Origin of the sequence: Micromonospora sp. NPDC049203 (assembly GCF_043197215.1) — a bacterium.
In the GTDB taxonomy this organism is placed as follows: Bacteria; Actinomycetota; Actinomycetes; order Mycobacteriales; family Micromonosporaceae; genus Micromonospora.
Genome location: NZ_JBICSV010000012.1, coordinates 67,621 through 93,003 on the forward strand (window position 1 = coordinate 67,621; position 25,383 = coordinate 93,003).

25 protein-coding genes are annotated in these 25,383 nt (G+C 72.3%); 5 read left to right on the forward strand and 20 right to left on the reverse strand.

Translation table 11 applies throughout. The annotated features are described in order from the left end of the window. Window positions 1-66 precede the first annotated feature (66 nt). On the reverse strand, window positions 67-600 hold the full coding sequence (locus tag ACGFIA_RS25550) for a flavin reductase family protein (RefSeq protein WP_357382002.1): 534 nt from the start codon (window positions 598-600) through the stop codon (window positions 67-69). A 56-nt stretch (window positions 601-656) separates the two neighbouring features. On the opposite strand from ACGFIA_RS25550, the gene ACGFIA_RS25555 reads away from it, so the two are divergent. After that, a complete protein-coding gene (locus ACGFIA_RS25555; RefSeq protein WP_393262484.1) occupies window positions 657-914 on the forward strand; it encodes a hypothetical protein in 258 nt (85 codons plus the stop codon). Between the two features lie 19 nt (window positions 915-933). Here the strand turns inward: ACGFIA_RS25555 and ACGFIA_RS25560 are convergent, their stop codons facing one another. From ACGFIA_RS25560 to ACGFIA_RS25580, 5 genes are all read right to left on the reverse strand, one after another. Then, on the reverse strand, window positions 934-1,425 hold the full coding sequence (locus ACGFIA_RS25560) for an SRPBCC family protein (RefSeq protein WP_393262487.1): 492 nt from the start codon (window positions 1,423-1,425) through the stop codon (window positions 934-936). Continuing rightward, entirely contained in the window at window positions 1,425-3,113 is a 1,689-nt protein-coding gene (locus ACGFIA_RS25565; RefSeq protein ID WP_393262489.1) for an ABC transporter permease, read from the reverse strand. The genes ACGFIA_RS25560 and ACGFIA_RS25565 overlap by 1 nt, the downstream gene beginning before the upstream one ends. Continuing rightward, window positions 3,098-3,862 carry an ABC transporter ATP-binding protein gene (locus ACGFIA_RS25570; RefSeq protein ID WP_357381994.1) on the reverse strand — a complete coding sequence of 255 codons (765 nt, stop codon included), beginning with the start codon at window positions 3,860-3,862 and terminating at the stop codon, window positions 3,098-3,100. Before ACGFIA_RS25570 ends, ACGFIA_RS25565 begins: the two co-directional genes overlap by 16 nt. Window positions 3,863-3,944: 82 nt before the next feature. Next, window positions 3,945-5,585 carry a cation acetate symporter gene (locus ACGFIA_RS25575; protein ID WP_357381992.1) on the reverse strand — a complete coding sequence of 547 codons (1,641 nt, stop codon included), beginning with the start codon at window positions 5,583-5,585 and terminating at the stop codon, window positions 3,945-3,947. Then, window positions 5,585-5,935, reverse strand: a complete 351-nt coding sequence (locus tag ACGFIA_RS25580; RefSeq protein WP_354866788.1) for a hypothetical protein — start codon at window positions 5,933-5,935, stop codon at window positions 5,585-5,587. Before ACGFIA_RS25580 ends, ACGFIA_RS25575 begins: the two co-directional genes overlap by 1 nt. A 310-nt stretch (window positions 5,936-6,245) precedes the next feature. On the opposite strand from ACGFIA_RS25580, the gene ACGFIA_RS25585 reads away from it, so the two are divergent. Both ACGFIA_RS25585 and ACGFIA_RS25590 read left to right on the forward strand, forming a co-directional pair. Then, on the forward strand, window positions 6,246-6,797 hold the full coding sequence (locus ACGFIA_RS25585; protein WP_357381990.1) for a Uma2 family endonuclease: 552 nt from the start codon (window positions 6,246-6,248) through the stop codon (window positions 6,795-6,797). A 53-nt stretch (window positions 6,798-6,850) separates the two neighbouring features. Beyond that, the gene (locus ACGFIA_RS25590; RefSeq protein ID WP_357381988.1) at window positions 6,851-7,024 is read left to right on the forward strand and encodes a hypothetical protein; all 174 of its coding nucleotides are present in this window, start codon (window positions 6,851-6,853) and stop codon (window positions 7,022-7,024) included. Window positions 7,025-7,066: 42 nt separating this feature from the next. On the opposite strand, the gene ACGFIA_RS25595 is transcribed toward ACGFIA_RS25590, so the two are convergent. The 5 genes from ACGFIA_RS25595 to ACGFIA_RS25615 form a co-directional block, all read right to left on the reverse strand. Beyond that, complete coding sequence (locus ACGFIA_RS25595) at window positions 7,067-7,765, reverse strand: DUF5701 family protein (RefSeq protein ID WP_393262493.1); 699 nt, start codon at window positions 7,763-7,765, stop codon at window positions 7,067-7,069. A gap of 49 nt (window positions 7,766-7,814) precedes the next feature. Then, on the reverse strand, window positions 7,815-8,582 hold the full coding sequence (locus ACGFIA_RS25600) for a LytTR family DNA-binding domain-containing protein (protein WP_357381984.1): 768 nt from the start codon (window positions 8,580-8,582) through the stop codon (window positions 7,815-7,817). Further along, window positions 8,579-9,802, reverse strand: a complete 1,224-nt coding sequence (locus ACGFIA_RS25605) for a histidine kinase (protein WP_357381982.1) — start codon at window positions 9,800-9,802, stop codon at window positions 8,579-8,581. The genes ACGFIA_RS25600 and ACGFIA_RS25605 overlap by 4 nt, the downstream gene beginning before the upstream one ends. A gap of 33 nt (window positions 9,803-9,835) precedes the next feature. Next, window positions 9,836-11,344: a sugar transferase gene (locus ACGFIA_RS25610; RefSeq protein ID WP_357381980.1), complete on the reverse strand. Its 1,509-nt coding sequence runs from the start codon at window positions 11,342-11,344 to the stop codon at window positions 9,836-9,838. Window positions 11,345-11,668: 324 nt separating this feature from the next. Beyond that, window positions 11,669-12,529 carry a DNA-formamidopyrimidine glycosylase family protein gene (locus tag ACGFIA_RS25615; RefSeq protein ID WP_357381978.1) on the reverse strand — a complete coding sequence of 287 codons (861 nt, stop codon included), beginning with the start codon at window positions 12,527-12,529 and terminating at the stop codon, window positions 11,669-11,671. A gap of 24 nt (window positions 12,530-12,553) precedes the next feature. On the opposite strand from ACGFIA_RS25615, the gene ACGFIA_RS25620 reads away from it, so the two are divergent. Then, window positions 12,554-13,828 (forward strand): glycosyltransferase, encoded by a 1,275-nt coding sequence (locus ACGFIA_RS25620; protein ID WP_393262498.1) that lies wholly within the window; start codon window positions 12,554-12,556, stop codon window positions 13,826-13,828. Between the two features lie 58 nt (window positions 13,829-13,886). On the opposite strand, the gene ACGFIA_RS25625 is transcribed toward ACGFIA_RS25620, so the two are convergent. The 4 genes from ACGFIA_RS25625 to ACGFIA_RS25640 form a co-directional block, all read right to left on the reverse strand. After that, complete coding sequence (locus tag ACGFIA_RS25625) at window positions 13,887-14,609, reverse strand: CDP-alcohol phosphatidyltransferase family protein (RefSeq protein WP_357381974.1); 723 nt, start codon at window positions 14,607-14,609, stop codon at window positions 13,887-13,889. Beyond that, the gene (locus tag ACGFIA_RS25630) at window positions 14,584-15,651 is read right to left on the reverse strand and encodes an iron-containing alcohol dehydrogenase family protein (protein WP_357381972.1); all 1,068 of its coding nucleotides are present in this window, start codon (window positions 15,649-15,651) and stop codon (window positions 14,584-14,586) included. Before ACGFIA_RS25630 ends, ACGFIA_RS25625 begins: the two co-directional genes overlap by 26 nt. Continuing rightward, the gene (locus ACGFIA_RS25635; RefSeq protein ID WP_393262532.1) at window positions 15,639-16,370 is read right to left on the reverse strand and encodes a sugar phosphate nucleotidyltransferase; all 732 of its coding nucleotides are present in this window, start codon (window positions 16,368-16,370) and stop codon (window positions 15,639-15,641) included. The genes ACGFIA_RS25630 and ACGFIA_RS25635 overlap by 13 nt, the downstream gene beginning before the upstream one ends. Before the next feature lie 70 nt (window positions 16,371-16,440). Continuing rightward, entirely contained in the window at window positions 16,441-16,896 is a 456-nt protein-coding gene (locus tag ACGFIA_RS25640) for an NUDIX domain-containing protein (RefSeq protein WP_225853087.1), read from the reverse strand. 112 nt (window positions 16,897-17,008) lie between these two features. Here ACGFIA_RS25640 and ACGFIA_RS25645 point away from each other — a divergent pair, with 112 nt between their 5' ends. After that, window positions 17,009-17,401 (forward strand): CBS domain-containing protein, encoded by a 393-nt coding sequence (locus ACGFIA_RS25645; RefSeq protein WP_357902104.1) that lies wholly within the window; start codon window positions 17,009-17,011, stop codon window positions 17,399-17,401. 98 nt (window positions 17,402-17,499) lie between these two features. Here the strand turns inward: ACGFIA_RS25645 and ACGFIA_RS25650 are convergent, their stop codons facing one another. The 5 genes from ACGFIA_RS25650 to ACGFIA_RS25670 form a co-directional block, all read right to left on the reverse strand. Then, entirely contained in the window at window positions 17,500-20,586 is a 3,087-nt protein-coding gene (locus ACGFIA_RS25650) for a malectin domain-containing carbohydrate-binding protein (RefSeq protein WP_393262503.1), read from the reverse strand. 188 nt (window positions 20,587-20,774) lie between these two features. After that, window positions 20,775-21,821 (reverse strand): glycosyl hydrolase, encoded by a 1,047-nt coding sequence (locus tag ACGFIA_RS25655; protein WP_357381964.1) that lies wholly within the window; start codon window positions 21,819-21,821, stop codon window positions 20,775-20,777. A gap of 142 nt (window positions 21,822-21,963) precedes the next feature. After that, window positions 21,964-22,896, reverse strand: coding sequence for a sulfotransferase (locus ACGFIA_RS25660; protein WP_357470775.1), 933 nt, complete (start codon window positions 22,894-22,896; stop codon window positions 21,964-21,966). A 28-nt stretch (window positions 22,897-22,924) separates the two neighbouring features. Then, window positions 22,925-24,508 carry a polysaccharide biosynthesis C-terminal domain-containing protein gene (locus tag ACGFIA_RS25665; protein ID WP_393262507.1) on the reverse strand — a complete coding sequence of 528 codons (1,584 nt, stop codon included), beginning with the start codon at window positions 24,506-24,508 and terminating at the stop codon, window positions 22,925-22,927. Beyond that, complete coding sequence (locus ACGFIA_RS25670; protein ID WP_357381958.1) at window positions 24,505-25,368, reverse strand: sulfotransferase; 864 nt, start codon at window positions 25,366-25,368, stop codon at window positions 24,505-24,507. Before ACGFIA_RS25670 ends, ACGFIA_RS25665 begins: the two co-directional genes overlap by 4 nt. Window positions 25,369-25,383 lie beyond the last annotated feature (15 nt).

The window sequence follows — 25,383 nt, forward strand, 5'->3', positions numbered from 1 at the left end:
ATGAGGTTGACGGCGACAAATCGGACGCCGAGCGCCGTCAACTTCATGATCGACGGAGCTGGGGGGTCAGCCGGGGAGGTCGTGGTAGCGGCCTCGGTAGTGGAGCAACGGAGGGGTGTCCCGGGGCAGATCCACCGATTCGATGGTCGCCTCGATCAGCAGGCTCCAGCCGTACTCCCGGGCGGTGTCGAGGCGGCAGCCCGCCCACCCGCCGGCGTCGGCCGGCACCGGGCCGTACGGCGTCTCGGTCCAGGCGTCCAGCGCGAACAGGCCGCCGGGGGACGGGAACAGCCCGGCGAAGCGGTCGGCGAGCTGCCGGTGCCGCGGGCCCAGCGCGGCCACCGCGAACCGCCCGGCGTCCTCGACCGCCGCCCACAGGTCCGACTCCGGATCGATCAACCCGAGCAGCCGGTCCGGCTCGCCCTCGGCGACGAGCGTGGACGAGACGGTCAGCCCGGCCGGGCCGGGCGCGGTCCAGAGCGTCACCGGGGCGGCCAGCCGCCCGCGCAGCCGGCGTACCGGTGAACGTTGCGCGGCCGGCGCCGCGAACGGGTCGGTGGAATGGATCTGCGCGCCCGGCTCTGGATTCACGTGAAACATTGTGCCGCCCGGTCCGGCCCGGGCGCGGCTCGACGCCGGCGCCTACCCTGCCGGGCATGTCGCTGATCCCCCCGCACCAGATCGCCCAGGAACGGACGGTCGACGCCGACGCCGTCCTCGGCGGCCAGGTCGATCTCCGGGCCTATCCGTACCGGCACCTGATGATCGTCACCCGGCACAGGTGGGGCAGAAGCGGCTTACCGCTGCTCCTGGCGGCGGTCGAGCACCTGTCGAACTACGGCTGGGATCTGGTGAACGTGCTCGCCCTCTCCGAGGGTCCCGCCGTCTACGCGGTGATGCGCCGCACCGCCTGACGGCGGCCGGGGGCGCGGATCAGTCGTCGGCGAGCAGCCGGCGGGCGGCGGCCAGCACCTCCGGGTCGGCGCAGCCGGCCGCGTACCCGGCGATCCGGCGGCGGATGTCGCGTCCGAGCAACCACTGCCCGATCCGCTCGGCGACCGGGCGCAGGAACGCGGGGCGGCAGCGGAAGTTGTACCGCCACGTCGCGAGCGTGGTGCCGGGCTCCGGGCCGGGCGCGAAGCGCCAGCCGCCGCCGAAGCGCTCGAAGAACCACGGTCCGCGCACCATCTTCATGCCGACGTTCGTCGGTGGTGACCAGGAGACGTACTCGCTGACCATGACCAGTCCGTGCCGGGAGCGGGTGTACGTGCGCACGCCCCGGCCGGGCCGCGTCGCGCCGTCGACGAAGTGCTGCTCGCGGACGAACGGATCCCAGCGGTACCGCACCGGGGCGGTGGTCTGGGAGACGGCGAACGCCAGCTCCGGGGGAACCGGGACCGTGGTGACCGCTTCGACGACAGGCATCAGCGCCTCGGGGTGACAGCGGCCAGCAGCTCCGGCTGCCGGTGATCGAGTGTGTCCCCCGCCAGGTACGCCCCGAGCAGCGCCGCGCCCCCGCCGTACGCCAGGCCGACCGGCAGCGCCAGCCAGAGCCACACGTCGCCGAGCAGCGCGGCGGCCACCACGAACGGCACCGCCGCCACCGCCGAGACGACCATGGAGACCAGGGTGAGCAGGCCCTTGGTGAAACCCGCACCACTGTTCATGGCGAACGGGTTGCTCGACTCGGGCAGCGAGTAGGCGCCGAACACCGAGACGTACGCGTTGATCGCGAGCCCGCAGCCGTACGAGGCGATCAACGCGCCACCCATGACGCCGAGCCATCCGGGCCGGCCGAGGATGACGGCCAGCGCGATCGCGATCGCGACGAGCATCGGCAGCACGTAGATCGAGAACGCGGCCATCCGGGCCCGCAGCTCCACCCGGCCGGGCACCCCGGCGACCAGGTTCGCGGCGTACGCGCTGCCGTCGAAGCCGAACTGGTTGGCCAGCGTCAACGACGCGAGCGCCCCGACGAAGATCATGGAAAGGCTGACCAGCGCCGGGGAGGAATCACCGCCACCGAACTCCGCCCCGCCCTCGGTGGTGAACGACACGCCGCCGAGGTTGACCATCAGCGGCACGAACACGCCGACCACCGCCACGGTGATCAGGTTGGCCCGCCGCCGGGCGTCCCGCCACCAGTAGCGGCACTCGCGGGCGACGAGCGCGCCGAACCGGTCCCGCCGGGCCCAGCCCACCGCGCGGGGGAAGAGTTGCGTGACCGCGCCGCCGGTCACGCCGCGGGGCGTCCGCGCGGGGCCGCTGCTCGCCGTGCCCACCATCGCCGACTCCAGCGACCGCGACCACCAGAACAGGAGTACGCCGAGCGTCGTGCACGCGATCAGCAGCTTCGCCACCGCCGCGACGGCCCGGCCCTCGGCCACGTCCACCCCGACGGTCCACGGTGCGCCGAACGGCGTCCAGCCGACCACCCGGGCCACACCGTCCAGCCGGCCCCAGTCGGTCTGCCGTACCGCCGCGAGCACCAGCAACTGCAGCGGCCCGAGCAGTGCGGCCAGCACGGCCAGCAGCACGGCGGCCAGGTCGCGTACCCGGCGGGAGCGCAGCATGGTGGCGAACGCGCTCGTCAGCGCGCGGGCGCCGGCCAGGCAGACGAGCAGCCCGACGACCACGCCGAGCGCGCCGGCCAGGGCGGCCGCCCAGCCGCCGAGCGCGCCGGCGGTGACCACCAGCCCGGCCGCCGTGATCGCCGTCGCCAGGGCCGGCACGCTGACCAGGGCGGCGGCGAGCAGGCCGGTGACCAGGGTGCGGCGCGGCAGCGGCAGCAGCGCGAACCGGGCCGGGTCGAGCGTCTCGTCAACGCCGAAGAAGACGAGCGGCAGGAGCAGCCAGCCGAGCGTCAGCAGGCCACCACCGAGGGCGGAGACCATCAGCGCGTAGCGGGACTCGTCGGCCAGCCCTGGCGCGGCGAGCAGGAAGAACCCGACGGCGGCGAACCAGAGCCCGAACAGCAGGCCGAGGACGAACAGTGCGATCCGCCAGGTCTGACCCCGGAAGTTGTTGCCGAGCACCCGCAGCTTGAGCCGGACGAAGTGCCAGGGTGACACGCGCCGGGCCGCCCGCTCGGGGACGGTCACCGGGACAGCCACGACAGCTCCTCGCCGGTCGCGGTCCGGCCGCCGACCACCTCCACGAAGACGTCTTCCAGCGAGCGGTCGCCGCGCACCTCGGCCAGCGTGCCCACCTGCTTGATCCGGCCCTCGGCCAGGATCGCGACGTGGGAGCAGAGCCGCTCGACCACCTCCATCACGTGGCTGGAGAAGATCACCGTGCCGCCACCGCTGACGTACCGGTGCAGGATGTCGCGGATCAGCGCCGCCGAGACCGGGTCGACCGCCTCGAACGGCTCGTCCAGCACGAGCAGGCGCGGACCGTGCAGCAGCGCGCAGGCCAGCCCGATCTTCTTCTTCATGCCCGCCGAGTAGTCGACCACGAGCGTGCGGCCGGCGTCGGAGAGCGCCAGCACGTCGAGCAGCTCCGCCGCCCGCTGGTCGACCACCGCCGGGTCCATGCCACGCAGCAGACCGTGGTACGCCAGCAGCTCCGCCCCGCTGAGCCGGTCGAAGAGGCGTACGCCGTCCGGCATCACACCGAGCAGGCTCTTGGCGCGCACCGGGTCGGCCCAGACGTCGTACCCGAGCACCCGCGCCTCACCCGCGTCGGGCCGCAGCAGGCCGACGGCCATGGAGAGGGTGGTGGTCTTGCCAGCGCCGTTCGGGCCGAGCAGGCCGTAGAACGAGCCGGTCGGCACGGCGAGGTCGACGCCCGCCACCGCGACCTTGGTGTCGAAGCGCTTGGCCAGACCGCGAAGGGAGAGCGCCGCGTGCTGATCGGTCATGGTCCGACCGTATCGGGCTCCGGCCAGCGGCTGCTCGGGCGGCAGGATGATCTCGCGTCATCCCTGAGAGGTACGGCGCGGATCACAGGCGCAGCGACTCCGGGGTGTGCAGGCGGAGCATGGTGGCGCCGACGTCGCGGGGAAGACGCCGCCGGCTCGCCATCGACACCACCACCATCACCGTGAACGCCAGCGGCACCGTCCACGCGGCGGGCTGGGTGGTCAGCGTGGCCGGCCACCCGGTCAGCGGCGGGCCGAGCACGGTGAGCAGCACCGCCCCGACCGCCGCGCCGCCGCCGACCAGCACCCCGGCGGCGGCGCCCAGGTCGGTCAGGCCACGCCACCAGATGCCGAGCACCAGCAGCGGGCAGAAACTCGACGCTGCCACCGCGAACGCCAGCCCGACCACCTGCGACACGTCGAGCCCGGAGACGTTCAGGGAGAGCACCGCGGGCACCGCCCCGGCGATCACAGTGGCGAGCCGGAAGCCGCGTACCGAGCCGCGCCCCAGCACGTCCGTGGAGATCACCCCGGCCACGCTGGTGAGCAGGCCGGACGAGGTGGAGAGGAACGCCGCGAACGCGCCGGCCGCGACGAGCGCGGCGAGCAGCCGGCCGGTGGTGCCGTCGCCGAGCGCCGCACCGGGCAGCAGCACCACCACCGCGTCGGTCTGGCCGCTCACCAGCAGTTGCGGGGTGTAGACGCGGCCCAGCACGCCGTAGACGGTGGGCAACAGGTAGAAGACGCCGACGAGCGCCAGCACCACGAGCGTGGTGCGGCGGGCGGCGGCGCCGTCGGGGTTGGTGTAGAAGCGGACCAGTACGTGCGGCAGGCCCATGGTGCCGAGGAACGTGGCCAGGATCAGCGAGTACGTGGCGAACAGCCCGCGGTCGTCCTCGCCGGCCGTGTCCGGCAGCAGCCATTCGGTGGCGCCGTTGGCCGCGCCGGACACCTCCGGCACCGGGTCACCGGCGGCGAATTCGATGCGGTCGCCGGGGCGTACCTCCCGGATGTCGCCGTCGGGCAGGGTGAGGGTCGCGCGGTGCTCGACCACCACTGTGGTCGCGGTCCGGAACGTCGGCCCGTCGGGCGGGGTCACCGCCGGGCGGGCGTCGGCCTGCCACTGCAACGCCAGGAAGATCGCGGGTACGGCGAGGGCGGTGAGCTTCAGCCAGTACTGGAACGCCTGCACGAACGTGATCGCCCGCATGCCGCCCAGCGCCACGTTCGCGGTCACCACGACGGCGACGAGCAGCGCACCGAGCGGGTACGGCGAGCCGGTGAGCGTGGCGAGCGTCAGCCCGGCGCCCTGCAACTGCGGCACCAGGTAGAGCCACCCGATGAAGATCACGAAGACGGTGGCGAGCGTCCGCAGCCGGCGCGAGCCGAGCCGCACCTCGCAGAAGTCGGGCAGCGTGAACGCGCCGGAGCGGCGCAGCGGCGCGGCCACGAACAGCAGCAACGCCAGGTATCCGGCGGCGAAGCCGACGGGGTACCAGAGCACGTCCACGCCGTACTTCAGGATCAGCCCGGCGACGCCGAGGAAGCTCGCCGCCGACAGGTACTCCCCGCCGATCGCGGCGGCGTTCCAGGTGGGGCTCACCGCCCGGGAGGCGACCAGGAAGTCCGAGGTGGTCCGGGCCAGCCGCAGCCCGTAGAAGCCGATGCCGACGGTGACCAGTGTGACGGCGACTATCGCCGGGACCACGTAGTCGTTCGACATCAGCGTTCCGGCCGTCGGATCAGGTCGACGAAGTCCTGCTCGTTGCGTTCGGCCAGCCGCACGTACGCCCAGCCCACCACGATCAGGAACGGGAACGACACGACGCCGAGCAGCAGCCACGGCAGGTTGACCCCGAGCACCGTCACCCGGCCGACGGTGGGCGCGATGGCGAACAGCCAGGGCAGGCCGCCGAGCCCGATCAGCACCAGCAGGCTGAGCCGCAGCGCCAGCGAGAGCTGGGCGCGCATCAGCCCACGTACGAGCGTCTCGCCGACCGGGGTCTGCTGGGTCAGCTCGGAGCGGGCGCGGTCGGCCGGGCTGCCCACCCGGGAGACCTCGGCCAGCACGATCCGGGTCCGCTTCGGCGCGGCGGCCGGCTGTGGCCCGCTTTCCGGCTCGCGATGGCCGGGCGTGCGGGACGTGCGAGGGCCCGGAACCGGGGCGGCCTCGGCGGCCCGGCCCGGAGGGTGCTGTTCCTCGGCTCCGGTCACCCCCGGCAGTCTCGCCCGCTCAGCGGGAATGTCAAGGGCACAATTCCGAGCCCTGTGCACAACCTGTGGATAACGCTTCACGCCTGTGGATAACCCGGTGGATGGCGCGGAGTCGTTGTGGACGACCGGACGGGGTGTCAGGGTGAGCCGGTAGAGAGGAGGTGTGACAGTGACCAGCCCGGCACGGCCCGGCAGCGGCGACGTCTGGACGGTGGACGACCTCCAGGATCTCCCCGAGGACGGTCAGGACTACGAGATCTTCGACGGGAGCCTGCTCGTGTCCCCACACGCCGACGTCCGGCACGGTGCGATCGCCAACCGCCTCCGCCGGCTCCTCGACCGGCAGGCGCCGCCCGGTCTGCTCGTCGGGCAGGACGTCGGCGTCAGCGCGAACCGCTCGTCCTACTTCGTGCCGGACGTCTTCGTCGCCCGCGAGGAGGCGTTGGAGCGTGGAGGCCCGGCGCTCACCCCGGCCGACGTGCTGCTCGTGGTCGAGGTCGTCTCGCCCGGCAACGCCGGCCGTGACCTGGTGCTCAAGCGCCACGAGTACGGCGTGGCCGGCATCGCGAACTACTGGCTCGTGGAGCCGCGCAAGCAGACCGTGACGGTGCTGGAGAACGCCGGTGGCCGTTACCGCGAGTCAGTGGTGCTCTCCACGGCCGACGTGTACCGCGCCGATCGGCCGTTCCCGCTCGTCCTGCCGGTCGGCGAGATCTTCTGAAAGAACCCCGGAACCTTCCCGCCGTCCCGTAAGTGGACAGGTGGGGAGAGGGGGTGACAGTGCCCGACGGTGATCTGATCGCGGAGCTCTACGCGGGGTCCTTCCGCCGGCTGGTGGTCCAGCTCTACGCGGTGACCGGTGACCTGAGCGAGGCCCGGGAGGCGGACCATCTGGTCCTCACGCCTGACGGACAGGTCTGGACGCGGATCCTGCTGGTGTCCTCCTGACCGTGCCGGGGCGGGACGGTGTCGGCCCGCCCCGGCCACCGCTCAGTCCAGCCCCACCCGTACCGGGTTGGCGGTCGCCGAGCCGAGCCAGGTGTGCGGGTTGCCGAACCAGCACCAGCCGAGCTTCGGCGCACCCTGGCTGATCCAGAGCGCCGGCACCCGCCGGTCGCGGCAGCGCGATCCGACGAGCGAGAAGCACCTGTTGCTCGCCAGCGCCGCCGGGTGCAGCGTGACGAACGCCAGTCCCTCGTCGATGGTGATCGGCAGCCGGTCCTTCGTGGTCATGTCCTCCAGCGCCGCGGACGGCGGCACGTTGCGGTACTCCTCGCCCCGGTCCACGTCGAAGAGCAGGTACGCGGGACCGGCCGGCACCTCCAGTTCCTTGATCGGGTGGAAGGTGGGCAGGTCGTCGGCGGGGAAGTTGCGGTCCAGGACACCGGTCTTGCGCTTGCCGGCGAGCGTGGTGAGCGCGATTCGCTCCGGTACCGGCACCAGCTCCCGCGTGGTCACCAGCAGGAACGGCACGCGCGCGTCGGTGGGGGCGGCCAGCCCGGCGGCACCGGTGACGGCCGCGTCGCGCAGTGGGCTGAGCAGCGCGCGGAACTCCTCCTCGGTCTGACCGGCCAGCGCCGGGTAGCCGAGCCGCACGAGGCGGTCGAGCTGGCTGTCGAATTCGGTGGCGGCGTCGAAGCGGGCGTCGGACATGCGGTCCCCCATGCCGTCGTACGGTCTGCCGTACATTGTACGCCAGCGTCGGGCGAGGGCGAGCCGCCGGACGCGAACCCGGCCCTCAGCGGTTCCAGTCCTGCTTCGCGGCGCGGACCAGCTTGTCCTTCAGTTCCCGGGTGTGCCGGCGGCTCACCGGCAGCTCCGACCCGTCGATCACCACCACGTAGCCGGAGTTGACCAGCCGCAGCTCGGCGATCAGCCGCAGCTGCACCAGATAGGAGCGATGGATGCGGACGAACCCGGCATCGGCCCAGCGCTCGGCGAGCGTGGCCAGCGAGACCCGGACCAGGTGCGACCCCTCCGCCGTGTGCAGCCGCGCGTAGTCGCCCTGCGCCTCCACCCACCGCACCGCCGAGCGGGGCAGCATCCGGGTGGTGCCGGCCAGCTCGATCGGGATGGTCGGATCCTCCTCCGCCCGGGCCAGCGCGGCCGGATGCGACGCCACCACCCGGGAACCGATCACCCGGCGCAGCGACTCGGACAGCCGCTCGGCGCGTACCGGCTTGCGCACGTAGTCGGTGGCACCCAGGTCGAACGCGTCCACCGCGCCGTCGTCGTACGCGGTGACGAACACGATCGCGGGCGGGCGGGCGAACCGGCGCAGCACCCGGGCCAGCTCCATGCCGTCCAGCCCCGGCATGCGAATGTCCAGGAACACCACGTCCACGTCGTCGTCGCGCAGCACGCGCAGCGCCTCGGTCGCGTCGCCGGCCGTGTGCAGCCGGGCCACCCGGGGGTCGGCGCGCAGGTGGTACGCCAGCTCGTCCAGCGCGGGCGGCTCGTCGTCCACCGCCAGCACCCGCAGGAACCCGGTGCCGGTGACTGTCATGACGACACCCGTACCCCGGGGTGGAACTTCGGCACACGCATGCTGACCTTCGTACCCGAACCCAGGCCGGTCTCCACGACCAGGCCGAACCCGTCCCCGAAGACCGACCGGAGCCGTTCGTCGACGTTCGACAGGCCGACGTGCTGCCCCGGGTCGTCGGCCGGGTCACCGGCCGCGCCGGACACCTCGGCGATGCCTGCGGTGAGCGTCGTCGGATCCATCCCCACCCCGTCGTCCTCCACCGTGATGTGACACTCGGCGCCCGCGTCCCGGGCCTCGATGCTCACCATGCCGGTGCCCGGCTTGCGGGACAACCCGTGCCGGACGGCGTTCTCCACGAGCGGCTGGAGGCAGAGGAACGGCAGCGTCACCGGCAGCACCTCGGGCGCGATCTGGAGGCGCACCTGGAGCCGCTCGCCGAAGCGTGCCCGCTCGATGGTCAGGTAGCGGTCGATCGAGCGCAGCTCCTCGGCGAGCGTGGTGAACTCGCCGTGTGCCCGGAACGAGTAGCGGGTGAACTCGGCGAACTCCAGGATCAGCTCCCGCGCCCGTTCCGGGTCGGTGCGCACGAACGAGCCGATCGCGGTGAGCGCGTTGTAGATGAAGTGCGGGCTGATCTGGGCGCGCAGCGCGCGTACCTCGGCCCGGGCCAGCCGCTCCCGCGACGACTCCAGCTCGGCCAGCGCGAGCTGGTCACCGGCCCAGTGCGCGGTCTCCAGCGTCGCCTGCACCAGACCCGGCGCCGGCCGCTCGTCGGCCACCGCCACCAACGCGCCGACCACCCGCCCGTCCGCGCGCAGCGGCGCCACCACCGCGCCGCGTACCGGGCAGTCGACCAGGTCGCAGCGCAGCTCCGACTCGCCCAGCACCGTGGAGCGCCCACTGTCGGCCGCCCGCCGGGCCGCCGCGACCAGCTGGTCGCCGTGGTGCGCCCCCTGCCCGTCGATCGCGAGCAACGCGTCCCGGTCCGTCAGCGCCAGCCCGGCCGCACCCACCAGGGCCCGCAGATGGCGTACGGCCTTCGCCGCGTCCGCCGCGGTCAGGCCGGCCCGCAGCGGCTCGGCCGCGAGCCCCGCGGTGTGCAGAACCTCGTACGTGGCCCGTTGCGTGGCGGTGGCGATGCCCCGCCGGCCGCGCAGCCGCAGCACCGCCCAGAGCGCCGCGGCCAGCGCGGTGACCAGCGAGACGACGGCGAAGACGGCGGAGAGGTTGCCACCCACGCAGCGATCCTGCCGGGTGCCGGCCCGATAGCGCTAGTACGCGCCCTTACGGGCCAGCACCACGCCGACGGTCCGCCACAGGATGCTCAGGTCGTACGCCAGCGACCAGTTGTCGACGTAGTAGAGGTCGAGCCGGACCGCCTCGTCCCAGGACAGGTCGGAGCGGCCGGAGACCTGCCACAGACCGGTCATGCCCGGCCGGACCAGCAGGCGGCGCCGGACGTCGCCGAGGAAGTCGCCGTCGTCGGCGGGCAGCGGGCGCGGGCCGACCAGCGACATCTCGCCCCAGAGCACGTTGATCAACTGGGGCAGCTCGTCCAGCGAGGTGGCCCGCAGGAAGCGGCCCACCGGGAAGACACGGGGGTCCTGCTTCATCTTGAACAGCATGCCGTCGGTCTCGTTCCGGTCGACCAGGCCGGCCAGCCGCTCCTCGGCGTCGACGTACATGGTGCGGAACTTCCAGACCCGGAACGTCCGCCCCTCGTGGCCGACCCGGGGCTGACGGAAGAAGACCGGCCCGGGGTCGGAGATGCGGATGGCGAGGCCGATGGCGAGGAAGAGCGGGACCAGCAGCAACAGGCCCAGCCCGGCGGCGACCCGGTCCATCAGGTTCTTGGCCAGCAGCGCCGGCCCGGACAGGGTCGGCTCCTCGACGTGCAGCAGCGGCAGGCCCTCGATCGGGCGGATGTGCACCCGGGGACCGGCGATGTCGGTGAGCTGGGGTGCGACCACAAGGTCGACACCGGAGCCCTCCAGCTGCCAGGCCAGCCGGCGCAGCTCGCCCGGCTCGGCGCTGGCCGAACCGCAGACCGCGATGGTGTCGCCGCCGACCTCCCGCACCAGGGCCAGCACGTCGCGGCCCGCGTACACCGGCACCGGGGTCTCCAGGCCGCGCGCGGCGGCGTACCCGTCGGTGAGGTGGATGGCCACCGGCACCAGGCCGACCGACGGGTTCCGGGTGACAGTGGTGTAGACCTCCAGGCACTCCGGGAGCGTGCCGACGAGCACCATCCGGTGCCCGGCGTGGCCGGCGCGGCGGCGCAGCGCGTGCAGGCAGGCCCGGGCGATCATGCGGCCGAGCAGGATCAGCAGCATCGCGCCGAGCAGCGCGAAGCCGACAGTCCACCGGGACAGGGAGTAGGTCTTCGTGGCGAAGGCGATGAACGAGACCGCCGCCGCCACCGCGACGCCGGCCCGGGTCACCCGCTTGAACTCGTCCGGGCCGAGACCCAGGTAGCGCCGGTCGTAGGCCCGGTTGCCCCAGAGGAAGAGCAGCCACCCGAGCGGCAGGAGCACGAACGCCACGGTGTAGAACCAGGCCTGCGGCGAGTTGCGGAAGCCGGAGTCGGCCTGCTCGAAGATCTGCACGGCCAGGAAGCTGGCCAGCGCGGCCGCGCCGAAGTCGAGCAGCAGCAAGAAGAAGATGTAGGGCCGGTGCCACCGGGACACCCGGCGCCGGGCGCGGGCCCACGCCGACCGGGGCACGCCGTTGTGCGACGGCGGAGTCGGCGGCTGGATCTCAAAGCTGTCGACGTGCCGCACGCTCTTGCTCCGGCCTCTTTCGGTTACCGGGCGCTGGAGGCTTGTCGTCACCTCAACCCATGTCCTCCCGCATGACCCGCGTCCTCACTCGGCGTGAGGGCCCGGGTCGCTCACCGTCCCAGTCTCCCACGCGGGCCCGGCCCGGACCGGCCCCCGCGAGGAAGCCGTTCCGCTGGTGCTCGGTGAGATCTGGCCGGCTCCGAATCAGTTGTGAAGCCGGGGACCGAGCCACTATACCGATGGATGACGGCTCGGGTAGAGGGGCGGACCGGACCTTCGGTGATCGCGGGCCGATTCCGCTCGGTAACCGGCGAATGCCATTACTCACCGTACGAGGCGGGACAACCTTCGGTCAGCCAGCGGCTTGCCGCCGGTCTGACAGGTGGGGCAGTACTGGAGGCTCGAATCGGCGAACGAGACCTCCCGCACGGTGTCGCCACAGACCGGACACGGCAGTCCCTTGCGGGCGTGCACCTTCAGGCCCGAGCGCTTCTCACCCTTCAGCTCGGCGGCCCGCTGCCCCATCGACCGGCGCACCGCGTCACCCAGGACCGCGCGCGTCGCCGCGTGCAGACCGGCGAGCTGATCGTCGGTGAGCCGGTCGGTGATCGCGAACGGCGAGAGCCGCGCCGCGTGCAGGATCTCGTCCGAGTACGCGTTCCCGACGCCGGCCAGCACCGACTGGTCGGTCAGCACACCCTTCACCTGACCCCGTCGGCTGCGCAGCCGTTCGGCGAAGGTCGGCAGGTCCGCCTCCAGCGCGTCCGGCCCGAGCTTGGACACACCCGGCACCTGCGCCGGCTCGGTGACCAGGTAGGCGGCCAGCTTCTTCTGGGTGCCCGCCTCGGTCAGGTCGAAGCCGGAGCCGTCGTCGAGGCGTACCCGCACCGCGATCGGGCCCTTGCCCGGTCGCAGCGGGGCCGCCGACGGGAACGCCTCCCGGTAGTGCAGCCAGCCCGCCCGGGCCAGGTGGACCACCAGGTGCAGTCCCTCGTCGAACCGGACGTCCAGGAACTTGCCGTACCGGCCCGCGCCGGTGACCGCCCGGCCGGTGACCGCGCTCGGCGGCGGGTCGTACGTCTTCAGCGCGCTGATCGCGGCGACCTCGAACCGCTCGACGCGGCGGCCCACCGCACGCTCGCGCAGGTAACCGGCGAGCGCTTCCACCTCCGGTAGTTCGGGCATCGTCCAACGGTAGCCTTCTTTCCCGTGAGAATCGTGGTGGCGCACAACCGGTACCGGGAAGCCCAGCCCTCCGGCGAGAACACCATCGTCGACGCGGAGATCGCCCAGCTCACCGCCGCCGGCGTGGAGGTGCTGCCGTTCCTGCGCAGCTCCGACGAGATCCCGTCGATGTCCAAGCCGGCCAAGGCGCTGCTGCCGATCTCGCCGATCTGGGCCCCGAAGGCCCAGCACGACCTCGACCGCCTGCTCACCGAGCACCGGCCGGACGTGTTGCACCTGCACAACCCGTACCCTCTGCTCTCGCCCTGGGTGGTGCGGACCGCGCACAAGCGCGGGGTGCCGGTGGTGCAGACGGTGCACAACTACCGGCAGGTCTGCTCCTCCGGCCTCTACTTCCGCGACGGCGTGATCTGCCAGGACTGCCGGGGCCGGACGCTGGGCGTGCCGGCGATCGTGCACCGCTGCTACCGCAACTCGCGGGTGCAGAGCGCGCTGATGGCGACCACGCTCGCCGTGCACCGCCCCACCTGGAAGTCGGTGGACCGGTACATCGCGCTCACCACGGCGGTCGCCGACCACCTGCGCGACTACGGCATCCCGGACGACCGGATCGTGGTCAAGCCGAACGCCGTGCCCGACCTGGGCACCCCGGCGCCGGTCGGCAACGGCTTCCTCTTCATGGGGCGGCTCAGCCCGGAGAAGGGCCTGGACCTGCTGCTCGCGGCATGGCGGCGGCATCCGGTGGGCGCGCTCGGCCCGCTGCGCATCGCCGGTGACGGCGAGCTGCGTCCGCTCGCCGAGGCGGCCGCCGCCGAACGGCCCGACGTGCTCTACCTGGGCCAGCTCGACCGTTCCGGGGTACGCGCGGCGCTTGCCGACAGCTCCGTGGTGCTGGCCACCTCCACCTGGCACGACGTGCTGCCCACCGTGATCATCGAGGCGCTGGCGGCCGGTCGTCCGGTGCTCGGCACCGCGCTCGGCGGGATCCCGTACCTGGTGGGCGCGGACGGGCCGCGCGAGCCCGCCGGGACCGGACCGGCCGAGGTGGCCACCGCGGCGCCGGGCGACGGTCGGGTCGCGTTGCCGTCCGGGGTGCGGCGCGGCGAGGCCGGCTGGGTGGTGGCGCCCGAGGCCGACGCGCTGGCGGCGGCACTGCCCCTGGCCGCCGCCGAGGCGACCGCGCTGGCCCCGGCGGCTCGCGGCCGCTACGAGCGCACGTTCCACCCCGACGTGATCACCAAGCGCCTGATCGACGTGTACGCCGGCCTGGCCGCTCCCGGAGGCCGTCCCGCGCGCTGAGCCCAGGTGTTAGGAAGGGCCCCTTTTTATGCACGAGGCGTTAATAGGGGGCCCTTCCTTACCGCAGGGAGGCGCGGGCGGAGAAGGCGATGCTGGCCAGGAGGAAGCCGCCGTTCACCACGGTGAACGCGATCATCAGCCAGAACGCCAGCGCGGGCGCGAAGGCCAGCACCAGACCGGCCACGAAGATCACCGCGCCGTAGTCGCGGACCAGCTTCACCAGGCGCACCGGGAGCGACGTCGAGGTGACCATGCTCGCCGCGTTCGGCCCGGACTGCATCACCGACGTCACCAGGTTGACCATCCAGGTGCCGGCGAACACCGCCACCAGCCAGGCGGGCGTGGACGGGCGCTGCGCCACCGCTGTCGCGCCGATCGCGGCGACAAGCGCGATCTGGGCGGCCACGTCGCAGAGCACGTCGATCCGGGCACCGGCCGCGCTGCCCTGACCGGTGACCCGGGCGAGCTGCCCGTCGGCGCAGTCCAGCGCGTACGCGATCTGCCACGCGACAAGCGCGACCAGCCCGACCACCCAGGCCGGTACGGTGCCGGCGGCCACGTCGTCGGCGAGCGCCACCACTGTGATCGAGGCGGCCAGTCCCAGCACCAGGTTGGTGAGCGTCAGCGCGGTCGGGCGCAACCCGAGCCGCTGCGCGGCGAGCGCGAAGGCCGCCCCGATCCACTGGCTGATCGACTCGCTGAACAGGCCGCCTCCCCGGTTGACCCGGTGGAAGTCGGCGACGGTGGGGCGGGGCTCAGCCAATGTGGTCGCGGAGGGCACCGGCGTAGTCTGCCAGCCGCTCCCGCGTCTCGGAAGCGGACATCGCGAGGTGTTCGAGGATGGTGTAGCGGTCCGGCCGGGTGGCCGGCGCGAACTGCACCGCCTCGACGAACTGGTCGTCGGTCAGCTCGACCTCGGCGGGCAGCCGGGGCAGCCCGTGCCGGGTCAGGCAGGCAGCCATCTCGGCGAACCGGCGCTCGTCGCCGCGCAGGAACGTGCAGAACAACGCACCGAGCCCGGCCAGCTCGCCGTGCGAGGCGGTGCCGGGGAACAGCGCGTCGATCGCGTGCATGATCTCGTGGCAGCCGCCGCTGCACGGGCGGCTGGTGCCCTCGATCGCCATCGCCAGGCCACTGGAGATCAGCGCGTCGGCGAGTACGGTGACGAAGCCGTCGTCGTTCATGTCGCCCGGGTGGTTGAGCACCGCCTCGGCGCCGGCCCGCGACAGCGAGGCGGCCAGCCCGTCGACCCGCTCCCCACGCACCCGCCGGGCCAGTTCCCAGTCCGCCAGCGCACTGATGTTGCTGACCACGTCGCCGACGCCGGCCCGGTTGTGCCGCTCCGGCCCGGCCTCCACGAAGTCCAGGTCGACGATCACGGCGATCGGGATGTGCACGCCGTAGGAGCCCTTCAGGCCCTCGGTGATGAGGCTGGCCACCGGGGAGGCGATGCCGTCGTTGGCGAGGCTTGTCGCCACCGACACCATCGGCAGCCCGCGCCGGGTCGCCGCGTACTTCGCCACGTCGATCGTCTTGCCGCCGCCGATGCCGACGACAGCGTCGTACGACCGGGTGCGCAGCTTCGCCCCCAGGTCGTCGGCGGCGTCGAGCGTGCCCCCGGCGACAGTGAACACGTCCGCCGAACGCAGCGACGGCCGGATCAGCTCGGCGATCCGCTCGCCCTGCCCCGGGCCGACCACCACGGCGACGTCGCCACCGGCCGAGATCCGCCCGTCGGAGAGGATCGCCGCCAGATCGGCCACCGCGCCCCGCCGCACGTCGATGTGCAGCGGGGTGAGGACGCTGCGGGCTAGTAGCGGCACGCGATCTCCCGCGCCCGGGCCAGGTCGGCGTGGTTGTCGACCTCGACCCAGGAGACGTCACCGATCGGGGCCGCCCGCACCTCGCCACCGCGCTCGGCGAACTCCTGGTAGCCGTCCTCGTAGTAGAGGTTCGGGTCACGCCGCCAGGTGGCCTCCAGCGCGTCGGCGAGCGCGTCGGCCACCTGCGGCTCGATCAGCGTCGCGCCGATGTACTCGCCGTACGCCTCGCCCGGGTCCATCAGCTTGGTGATCCGGGTGAGCTGGCCGGCCGCGTCGAAGGTGGTCTTCATCTCCTCCTCGGCCAGCGGCTTGAGCGTGTCCACGGCGAGCAGGATGCCGGGACCACGCTCGGCCAGCAGCGTCTTCTCCACGCTCACCGGGTGCACGGTGTCGCCGTTGACGAGCAGCACGCCCCGGGAGAAGTGCTCCCGCGCCAGCCAGAGCGAGTACGCGTTGTTCCACTCCTCGGCCTTGTCGTTGTGGACAAGGGTGAGCGTGACGCCGTACTTCTCCTCCAGGGCCGCCTGCCGCTGCCGCACCGCGTCGGCCGCGTAGCCGACCACGATCACGACCTCGTTCAGCCCCACCTCGGCGAGGTTGCGCAGCGAGATGTCGAGGATGGTGGTCTCCCCGTCGACCGGCACCAGGGCCTTGGGCAGGGTGTCCGTGTACGGCCGCAGCCGGCGCCCCGCACCCGCGGCGAGCACCATCCCGATCATGCCGACACGCTCCTCTTCTCGACCCGATTCCACCCGGCGAGGATATCGTCGGCCACCGACCCGCAGTGGTTCAGCCCGTCAGCCCGATCGAACGCAGCGCGGCGAAGCCGTCCTCAGCGATCCGCCGGATGAGCCCGTCGTTGACGTCCCGGTGCTCGTCGAGCAGGGCGATGTCGCGTTCGGCCAGCCAGCGGAACTCGGTGTGCTTGCCCTCCTCCAGCCGGGGCCGGCTCAGGTCGCCGTCCACCCGGATCAGGAAGTCGGTCTCCACCCGTGTCAGCCCGTCGTCGGCGGTGTACCGGTATTCGCCGACCAGGCCGAGCACGTGCGACACGGCCCAGCCGGTCTCCTCGGTGACCTCCCGGCGCAGCGCGTCGTCGATCTCCTCGCCCGGCTCCAGATGGCCGCCGACGATGTCCCAGCAGTTCGGGAAGAGGCGCCGCTCGGGGGACCGGCGTTGGATGAAGATGCGGCCGTCGTCGTCGACGATCAGCGCGCCGGCGCAGCGGAGGGGCTCGGTGGGCACCCTCCGACAGTAGCCATCCGCGCCGTCTCCGGCGATGCCCGTCCTTGTCCCGGTACGCATCGAGAGCCCACCATGTCCGTACTCAGTCGCCGTCCCACAGGGGTGATGTGTGATGCAGGTACGGGAAGCGATGTCCAGCGAGGTACTCGTGGTCGGGCCGGAGCACACGCTCCGGCAGGCGGCCCGGATGATGTCGGCCCGCGGTGTCGGGTCGGCGGTCGTGATCGACCCGGACTCCGAGGGCGTCGGGATCATGACCGAACGCGATGTGCTGAAGGCGATCGGAGCCGGGCTCGACCCGGATGCCGAGCGCACCGGAGCACACCTGACCTGGGACGTCGTCTACGCCGGCCCGGACTGGACGATCGAGGAGGCAGCCGCCGCGATGGCCCGGGGCGGGTTCCGTCACCTGGTCGTGCTTGACGGCCGGGAGGTGGCGGGAGTGATCTCGGTACGGGACCTGATGCGGGTCTGGGCGGGGCAGCACGCGCCGACCCGCACCTGACCGGCCCCGGCGCTACCGGCGCCGGGAAAGGGCGATGGCCCGGCCGATATCGGCCGGGCCATCGTCGTCATGCGTTCCGTTTCGGTCGTGCCCGCCCGTCAGGGGCCGACGAAGACCGAGGTGCCGCGCCAGTCCACGTCGTCGACGCCCGGACCGCTGCGCACCGTGGCGGAGCCGGTCGGCACGCCGTCCGACCACGCCATCGAGGACAGGTTGCCGGTGCTCCGGGAGACGACGTAGAGCTTGTCGCCGTCCAGGAACAGGCCGCCCGCGTCGGCGAAGGCGGTGGTGCCGGTGACCGTGTTGCGCTCGGCGCCGACGGTGCCGGTGTCCGGCGCGAACCCGCGCCAGAACAGCGTGCTCTGACCGGCCAGCGAGTAGTAGATCCGGCCGCTCTTGTAGAACATCGCGGTCACGTTCGGCAGCTCCGCGGCGAAGTTGCCGGTCATGCCGGCGTACGTGGAGCCCTCCGGCGCGGAGCCGGTGACGACCGTGTCCCACTTGGCGTCGTGGTACGGGTCGAGCTTCTTGGCGGTGCCGAACTCGCTGCCGTCGAACGAGCGCTTGTAGAGGTCGCCGCCGACGCCGTAGAACAGGTCACCACCGACCCAGAACGCGCCCTTGATCTTCGACCAGCCGGTGTTGTCGCCGTTCGGCACCGACATCGCGTTGCCGACCGAGGTAGCACCGTCGTACGTGCGCTTGGTGATGCTGTCGACGGTGGTGGCCGGCGGCACCGGGGGCAGCTTGACGATCTCGATGCCCTGCACCAGCGGGTTCTCCAGGACGCGACCGAAGTCGATGTCGATGTTGCCGTCACTGGTGATCGGGAACGCGCGCATGGTGCCCCGGTTGGTGGCGCCGATCGCGGCGATCGGGTCGAAGTTGCTCAGCTTGACCACGCCGTCGATGGTCACGTTGAACTTGCGCTTGCCGGCGGTGGCGGTGCCGGACCAGCGGTTCGCCAGGTAGAGACGCACCTGCACCGGCGTGCCGGCCGGGACCGGGAAGTCCCACTGCATGTCCGGCGCGGGCGACTCGTCCCACCGCTCCGCGTTGAACAGCTCGACCGGCGTGCCCGACGGCACCGTGCCGTCGAGCGAGGCGTTCGTGGTGTAGCTGGTCACCTGGTTGCCGGCGTTGTGGTAGGTGCTCGGCGCGGCGGCGGTGTCCGCGGCCCAGGCCGGGCCGCTCGGTGCCGCCAACTGGTCGCCACCCGCGTTGACCCGGTAGAGCACGTCCGAGGCGTCCGGCGTGGGCGCGGTCTTGACGATCTCGATGCCGTGCAGCAGCGGGTTCTGGAGCACCCGGCCGAAGTCGATGTCGACCACGCCGTCGCTGACCACCGAGATGGACTGCATGGTGCCGCGGTCGGTCCCGCCGGCCGCGACGACCGGGTCGAAGTCGTTCAGCTTGAGCACACCGTCGACGCTGACGTCGAACTTGCGGGCGCCCGGCTTGCTCGTGCCGGACCAGCGGTTGCCCATGTAGATCCGGACGTCGACCCGGGTGCCGGCCGCGACCGGGATGTCCCACTGCATGTCCGGCGCGGTCGCCTCGTCCCACCGCTCCGTGTTGAACAGCGTGGCCGGCGTGCTCGCCGGCACGGTGGCGTCGAACGTCGCGTTCGTGGTGTAGCTGGTGACCTGGTTGCCGGTGTTGTGGTACGGGCTGGGCTCGGTGGCACTGTCGGCCGCCCAGTCCGGTCCGCCGTCGGTGGCCGGGATGGCCGGACCACCGGCGTTGACCCGGTAGAGCACCTCGGTCTGCGCCGCCCGACCGGCCTGGTAGACGTTGCCCGGCAGGCCCTTCGTGCTGGTCGAGTGCGGGGCGTTGCCGCCGTCCAGCGGGAAGAAGGCGAGCCGCTTGCGCTGGTAGTCGAAGTTGCCGATGTACTCCTGGTCGCTGCCGAGCCAGAGGCCCTCCTGGGTCACCAGCATCTCGGTGACGCCGTAGCCGCGCGGGTGGCGGCCCGGGTTCCAGGACAGCGGCAGGCCGCTCACCGGGTCGAGCGCGGCGATGCTGGCCCGCGGCACCGCGCCCGGTCCGGCCTTGTCGCGGGCGAGCGGGTTGTTCGACCAGCGGAAGTGACCGCCTACGTAGATGGCCTTCTCGCTGATGCCGACGGAGAGGAAGGTGTCGCCGCCGCTGAAGTTCGTCCAGGTCGGCTTCTGGCCGTCGCCGGTGGCCGCGGTCTCCCAGCGCGCCGCGGAGTCACAGAGCGTGCCCGGGTACGACGCGCCGGTGGTGACCACCACGAAGTACTTGCTGTCCGGGGAGAACTGGACGTCGCGCACCCACGAGTCGAACGCGGTGTACTTGCAGGCCGCGGAGTAGCCGTCGGTGTTCCAGTCGGCGACGGTCGCGGAGTTCGCGCCCAGGTTGATCCGCACGATCTGGTCGTGCACGACCCCGTCGGCCTTCTTGAAGTTGCCGATCACCACGAGGTGCTTGCCGTCCGGGGAGACGGTGAGCTTCTCCGTACCGACACCGGCCGAGGCGCCGTTGTTGGTCGGGGTCCAGTTGTGGTTCTCGGTGAGCGACACGGTGAGGTAGTCGTCCACCGCGCCGGTGGTCGGGTTCAGCGACGCCAGCCCGTTGCGGTTGATCGTCGCGGTCGCCGTGGTGAAGATGCCGCCGACCAGCAGGTGATCGTCGACGAGCGCGATGTCGTTGACGGTGCCGTTGAAGGCCGGACCCTTGAACCCGTCGACGGGGGTGCCGTCGGCGACGTTCAGCAGCGCCAGCTTGCGGAAGTTCTTGTCACCGACCTTGTTGAACTTGCCGGCCACGTAGACGGTGCCCGGCGTCGGGCCGGCGATGATGGCGGTGACGTCGTTGTCCAGCACCGGCGCGAACGCGTTGTCGATCTTGCCGGTCGCCTTGTCGAAGGCGAGCAGCCCGCGGCGGTCGACCGGAGTGGGCGAGGAACCACGGTTCTGCGCGTTCGTGAACGAGCCGCCGACGATCACCTTGCTGCCGGCGTCGTAGATGGCCACGACGTTGCCGTCGTTGATGTTCGGCGTCTTGTCCGAGGGCACCTCGCCGACCATCGTGCTGTGGTCGGGCGCGGGTGCCGAGGCCGGCGCGGCCAGCGCCGGCACCGGTGTGAACAAGGTGGCGATGCCGAGCACGGCAGCGCCGAAGGCGGACACCGAGCGGTGTCTCAGGATCGAGGAAGCCACAGGCTACTCCGGGGGGAAACGTCGGAGGCGCTGCGATCGTGGTCGGTGCCGACATGAGGCGGGGCGTCACTCGACCGACCGCAGACGTGAGAGCAATACCTTCTCGCATTCGGGCATCGCCCGTCCACCCGGGTTCGGCCTTTTTGGCCGAGGAAACGGCCCGGGTCACACGAAAAGACGAGCGACGATCACCTGGTGGACACGGAGGGTTGCCCTGAGGGAACACTCAGGTCTGGCAGGGGCGCCTGGAAGTACGGATCGGTCGCCATCTCCCGGAAGACCTTCTCGCTCTCCGGGTCGTCGCCGAACGTGCTGTCGTAGATCGGCTTCTCCGTCTGCCGGGCCGCGAAATAGACCGCCGCCTTGATCTGCGGGTGCTTCTTCAGGTACGGCCCGACCTCGCGCATCCAGTCGGCGCGCTGGCCCGGCCGCCCGTCCTGGGTCAGGCCGTACTCGCCGATGATGACCGGCCGCGGGTGCTTCTTGGCGAACGCCATGAAGTGGTCCATCCGGTTGGAGAAGCTGTTCCACTCCGGACTGGGGTAGACGTCCGCGCAGAGCCAGTCGACCTGGTCGTCGCCGGGGTAGTAGTCGGCGGCCCGGCGCTGCGGCTCGGCGAACCCGTCCGCGTGCGGGCACCACACCCACCCGGCGTTGGTGACGCCCATCTCGGTGAAGATGCCGCGGACGTGCTTCCAGGCGGCGACGTAGTCCTCCGGTGAGTGCATGCTCGCGGCCAGGTTCGGCCGGTCCATCTCCCACCGGTAGCGCAGCAGCACCGGAACGCCGAACTCCTTGACGTCCTTCGCGCGTTCCCGGATCAGCGCGTCGTAGACGCCGCTGACCGTGGACCGGGTGTCGGTGCCCTGCCACGAGATCATCTGGAGCCTGCCCCGGGACTGGAACATCTTCTCGGTGTTGGTCGGGAACGGCTCGTTCCACTCGTGGAACATGTGCGCGATGGCGAGCTTGCCGCCGGCCGCCTGGTTGAACGCGTCGAACGCCGCGGCCCGCCCGGCGGCGTTGTGGTTCTGCGGCTTGACCCAGGTGCCGAGCCAGGCGCCCTCCGCCGGCGGCTCCGGCCCACGCCCGGTGGTGCGGACCGGAGCGGTCCGCGGTGTCACTGTCGGCGGGGGCGGCGCCGCCGTCGTCGCCGTCCCGTCGGACCGCTCGGAACCGGAGTCACAGGCCGCCACCGCCGGAGCCAGAAGGGCCAGGCCCAGCACGGCAGCCATCGTCAGTCGTAACCGTCGTACCACCGCAACCTCTCCCCAGGACGGTCGCCGGCCACGGCATGAGGCCCTGACGATCCGCGGGGGCGGAGAGGCACGCCGGGCCTGGCGGGCGACCCCTGGCACTCTACCCGTGACGCGGCGTTCAGGCGGGGTAGCCGAGTTGCGCCAGCAGCGGTCCGGCCTGAGCCATCACGTCGGCAAGGTCCTTTTCGGTCAGTCGCTGCCGCCAGCGGCCCACCGAGCCGGGCCGCGCCTTGGCGAAGCGGGCGTGCAGCGCCTCCCGCCCGGCCGGGTCTCCGACCTCCAGGAAGTCGGCCACGGTCTCGGCCGCCTCCGCCGGGCGGGTGACGACGTCCTCGTACCGCAGGTGCCGCACCCGGTCCGCCGGCAGTTCGGCGAGCTGGGTGAGCGCGCTGCCGGTGAACCGCCGCCACATCCAGGCCGACCGGCCCAGGTCGGAGACCCGCGTGAACTCCTCGCGCCGCTCCGGCTCCACCCAGAACCGGGGCGCGGCCCCCCACGGCGTGCCGCCCCGGCCGCTGCGGCCGCTCCCGGTGGACGCCGCGTTCAGCCAGGGCTGCTCGGCGTGCGACACGGCCACGTCCCGCCCGTCCCGGTAGACGTGCAGGAACACCGCGTCCGGGAACACCTCGGTCAGGAACGGCACGATGAAGCAGTTCTCCGGGTCCTTCTCGGCGAAACGCAGTCCACCGTGTCCGGACGCGGCGAGCAACGCGCCGTAGTAGCCGCGGAAGTAGCGGGCGGCCCGCTGCGGCGTCCAGCTTCCCTCGTAGACACAGCGGGCGACCGCCTTGGTCAGCCGCGGTTCGAAGTGGTACGACACGTCCGGCAGCGCGCCGACGCAACTGCCGAGGAACGTGGTGCCGGAACGCGGGGCGCCCAGGATGAAGATCGGCCGCTCCACCTTCAGGGTGAGCCGGCGGCCACCCGCCTCGACCGGCCGTTCCAGCTCGCGGCGTTCCTTGCGGTCCGCCAGCAGCCCGACCGCGGCGAGCTTCGCGGCCTTCACGGCGGACAGGCCGGAGTGCGGGGCGAGGGGGGAGTCGCTTGTCATCGAAGATCCCATCGGTGCGCAGAATCGGTCAGGACTGGGCGGCCGGGTCCGCCCCGGCCCGGTTGCGGCCACGGCGCAGGGCGCGCAGCGCGTCGAGGTGCAGGGTGCGCCGCCAGCGCCAGGCGCCCGCCAGGTACGCGGCCAGACCGGCGGCGGTCACCAGCGCGAGCACCGGCGGACCGGCGCCGAGCAGGCTCGCCGCGCCCAGCGGCAGGCCCAGCGTGACCACCGCCAGCGCCATCGCGGCCCGGGTGCCGGCGCCGAACGGGTGCAGCCGCATCGACCACCAGAGCTGGGTCAGCGGCACCAGGTTGGTGACCAGGATGGAGACGATCCAGGCCAGGGCCGCGCCGAGGATGCCGTAACGCGGGATGAGCACCAGGTTTCCGACCACGTTGAGCACGGTGCCGGTCATCGCGTTGTAGAACGTCCACGCGGTGCGCCCGGCCATGTTGAGCACCATGTCGACCATGCCGCAGCCGGTGGCCAGCAGCATCGTCAGCGCCAGCAGCACCACGACCCGGCGGCCGTCGCCGTAGTCGGATCCGAACAGCGCCAGCATCGGCGTGGCGAACGCCGCGAAGATCAGGTACGCGGGCCAGGAGAGCAGCACCAGCCAGCCGGTGGCGGTCTGGTAGAGCTGGCGAGCCTCGGCCCGGTCGTCGCGGGCGAACGCGGCGGCCAGCCGGTGCTGCACCGAGCTGGACAGCGCGACGCTGGAGAGCTGACCCAGCGCCAGGAACCGGGTCGCGGCCGTGTAGATCGCCGCGTCCGCCGGCCCGCGCAGCGCGCTGAGCAGCACGATGTCCAGCCGCTGCACCACGATCGCGGCCAGGCTGCTGATCGCGCGAGGGCCGGTGAACCGCCAGAACGGCCCGACGAGTTCGCGCGCCGGCACCGGCCGGGTCACCTGCCGTCCGGCCCGGCCGACCAGCCGGCTCAGCCAGAGCAGCGCGACCACCGCGGCGAACAGGTACGGCACCACCCAGGCCAGCGGCAGCGCGACGGTGGCGGACAGGCCGAGCCAGGCCGCCACGGCCACGGCCAGGAACTGCACGAGCGTGCGGCCGAGCCGCTCGACTGTCAGCAGCGGGCGCATCTGCCCGAAGCCACGGCAGGCGGCGAGCGCGTAGTCGTTGAGCGCGGCCAGCGGCACGAACGCCAGCAGGATGCGCAGCGCGGTCACCGCCTCCGGACCGGCCTCCGGCATGGTGGCCCGCGCCAGCGCCGGTGCGGCCAGCCAGCCGGCCAGCCCGAGCACCGCGCCGACCACGAGCACCGGCAGCAACCCGGCCAGGATCGTGCCCCGGATCTGGTCGCGGCGGTCGAGCGTGCGCTGGCGGCTGACGAAGTAGACGGTGCCGACGTCGGTGCCGAGCCGGGCCGCCGAGGCGGCGATCATGAACGCGCTGGTGGCCGCGAAGAACATGCCCGCCTCGCCGACCGACCAGCCCCGGGCGATGACGATGTTCAGGCCGAAACCGGCCACCGCGGCCAGCCCGACCCCGACCAGGTTGGCGAAGCCCTGCCGGGCCGCGCCGCCCAGTCCCGCGCCCGGCCCGGGGGCCGGTGCGGTGAGCGTCGGGGTGCCGCCGGCGTCCGCCCGGGTCACCGCCGCCACGACGGTACGCGTCCCCACCACGTCGCCAGCCGCTCGTCGTACGGCGCGAAGTGGTCCTCCAGCCGGGTCCGCAGCTCCGCCGACATGGGCGAACGCGAGCGCGAGTTGTGCTTGCCGAACGCGATGTCCGCCCAGCGGGGCAGCCCGAGGAAGTCGCAGACCGCGTCGAAGGAGGGACGCGGGTCGGCGAAGAAGTCGTCGCTGTCGATGACGTGCATCCGGTCCCGGCCGACGAGCGCCTCCAGGCGCTCCAACTGCTCGATGTAGCGGCCCCGCGCCAGGTACGCGTTGTGCTGCAGGTGCTCGCTGGCGTACGACGCGGAGCTGATCATCCGCTCCCGCTCGCCCGCCGTACGCGACTCCTCGAGCGCCAGCGCCCGCTCGAAGTCCGCCTCGGTCTCGTAGCCCCGGGCCAGTTCGTGCGAGTGCGCGGAGTAGGCCCGCTCCACCGGGTCGCGCAGCAGCACCAGCAGCTTCACCGAGGGCAGGTCCCGGGCGATGCGCTGCCCGGCCAGCGGGTGGAACATGTAGTACGGGCTCGATTCGCCGGTGATCCCGCGTACCCCGATCTGGGCCTTCACCGCCTCGGCCTTGCCGGTGGTGGGGAAGTGCCCGAGGTACCAGCTCATGCCCCGGTGGTAGTCCATGTCGAAGTAGTGCACGCCCTTGTGGTACGCGGGCGGCAGCACACCGGGATGCTGCGAGAGAGTCTTGAACAGCGAGGTGGTGCCGCAGCGCTGCGCCCCCACGATCAGGAATCCCGGCACCATCCGTGAGCCGGCGGTCAATCGACCGACCGTCCGGCTCACCGACTTCACCGCGCGGAGCGCCTGCTCCCTGGCCACCGTCACGTCCCCACTCCTCAC

What these genes read in the sequence shown, in the direction of transcription:
- ACGFIA_RS25550 (WP_357382002.1), bottom strand. Translation starts at nt 600, where the DNA reads ATGTTTCACGTGAATCCAGAGCCGGGCGCGCAGATCCATTCCACCGAC.
- ACGFIA_RS25555 (WP_393262484.1), top strand. Translation starts at nt 657, where the DNA reads ATGTCGCTGATCCCCCCGCACCAGATCGCCCAGGAACGGACGGTCGAC.
- ACGFIA_RS25560 (WP_393262487.1), bottom strand. Translation starts at nt 1,425, where the DNA reads ATGCCTGTCGTCGAAGCGGTCACCACGGTCCCGGTTCCCCCGGAGCTG.
- ACGFIA_RS25570 (WP_357381994.1), bottom strand. Translation starts at nt 3,862, where the DNA reads ATGACCGATCAGCACGCGGCGCTCTCCCTTCGCGGTCTGGCCAAGCGC.
- ACGFIA_RS25575 (WP_357381992.1), bottom strand. Translation starts at nt 5,585, where the DNA reads ATGTCGAACGACTACGTGGTCCCGGCGATAGTCGCCGTCACACTGGTC.
- ACGFIA_RS25595 (WP_393262493.1), bottom strand. Translation starts at nt 7,765, where the DNA reads ATGTACGGCAGACCGTACGACGGCATGGGGGACCGCATGTCCGACGCC.
- ACGFIA_RS25600 (WP_357381984.1), bottom strand. Translation starts at nt 8,582, where the DNA reads ATGACAGTCACCGGCACCGGGTTCCTGCGGGTGCTGGCGGTGGACGAC.
- ACGFIA_RS25615 (WP_357381978.1), bottom strand. Translation starts at nt 12,529, where the DNA reads ATGCCCGAACTACCGGAGGTGGAAGCGCTCGCCGGTTACCTGCGCGAG.
- ACGFIA_RS25635 (WP_393262532.1), bottom strand. Translation starts at nt 16,370, where the DNA reads ATGATCGGGATGGTGCTCGCCGCGGGTGCGGGGCGCCGGCTGCGGCCG.
- ACGFIA_RS25645 (WP_357902104.1), top strand. Translation starts at nt 17,009, where the DNA reads ATGCAGGTACGGGAAGCGATGTCCAGCGAGGTACTCGTGGTCGGGCCG.
- ACGFIA_RS25655 (WP_357381964.1), bottom strand. Translation starts at nt 21,821, where the DNA reads ATGGCTGCCGTGCTGGGCCTGGCCCTTCTGGCTCCGGCGGTGGCGGCC.
- ACGFIA_RS25660 (WP_357470775.1), bottom strand. Translation starts at nt 22,896, where the DNA reads ATGACAAGCGACTCCCCCCTCGCCCCGCACTCCGGCCTGTCCGCCGTG.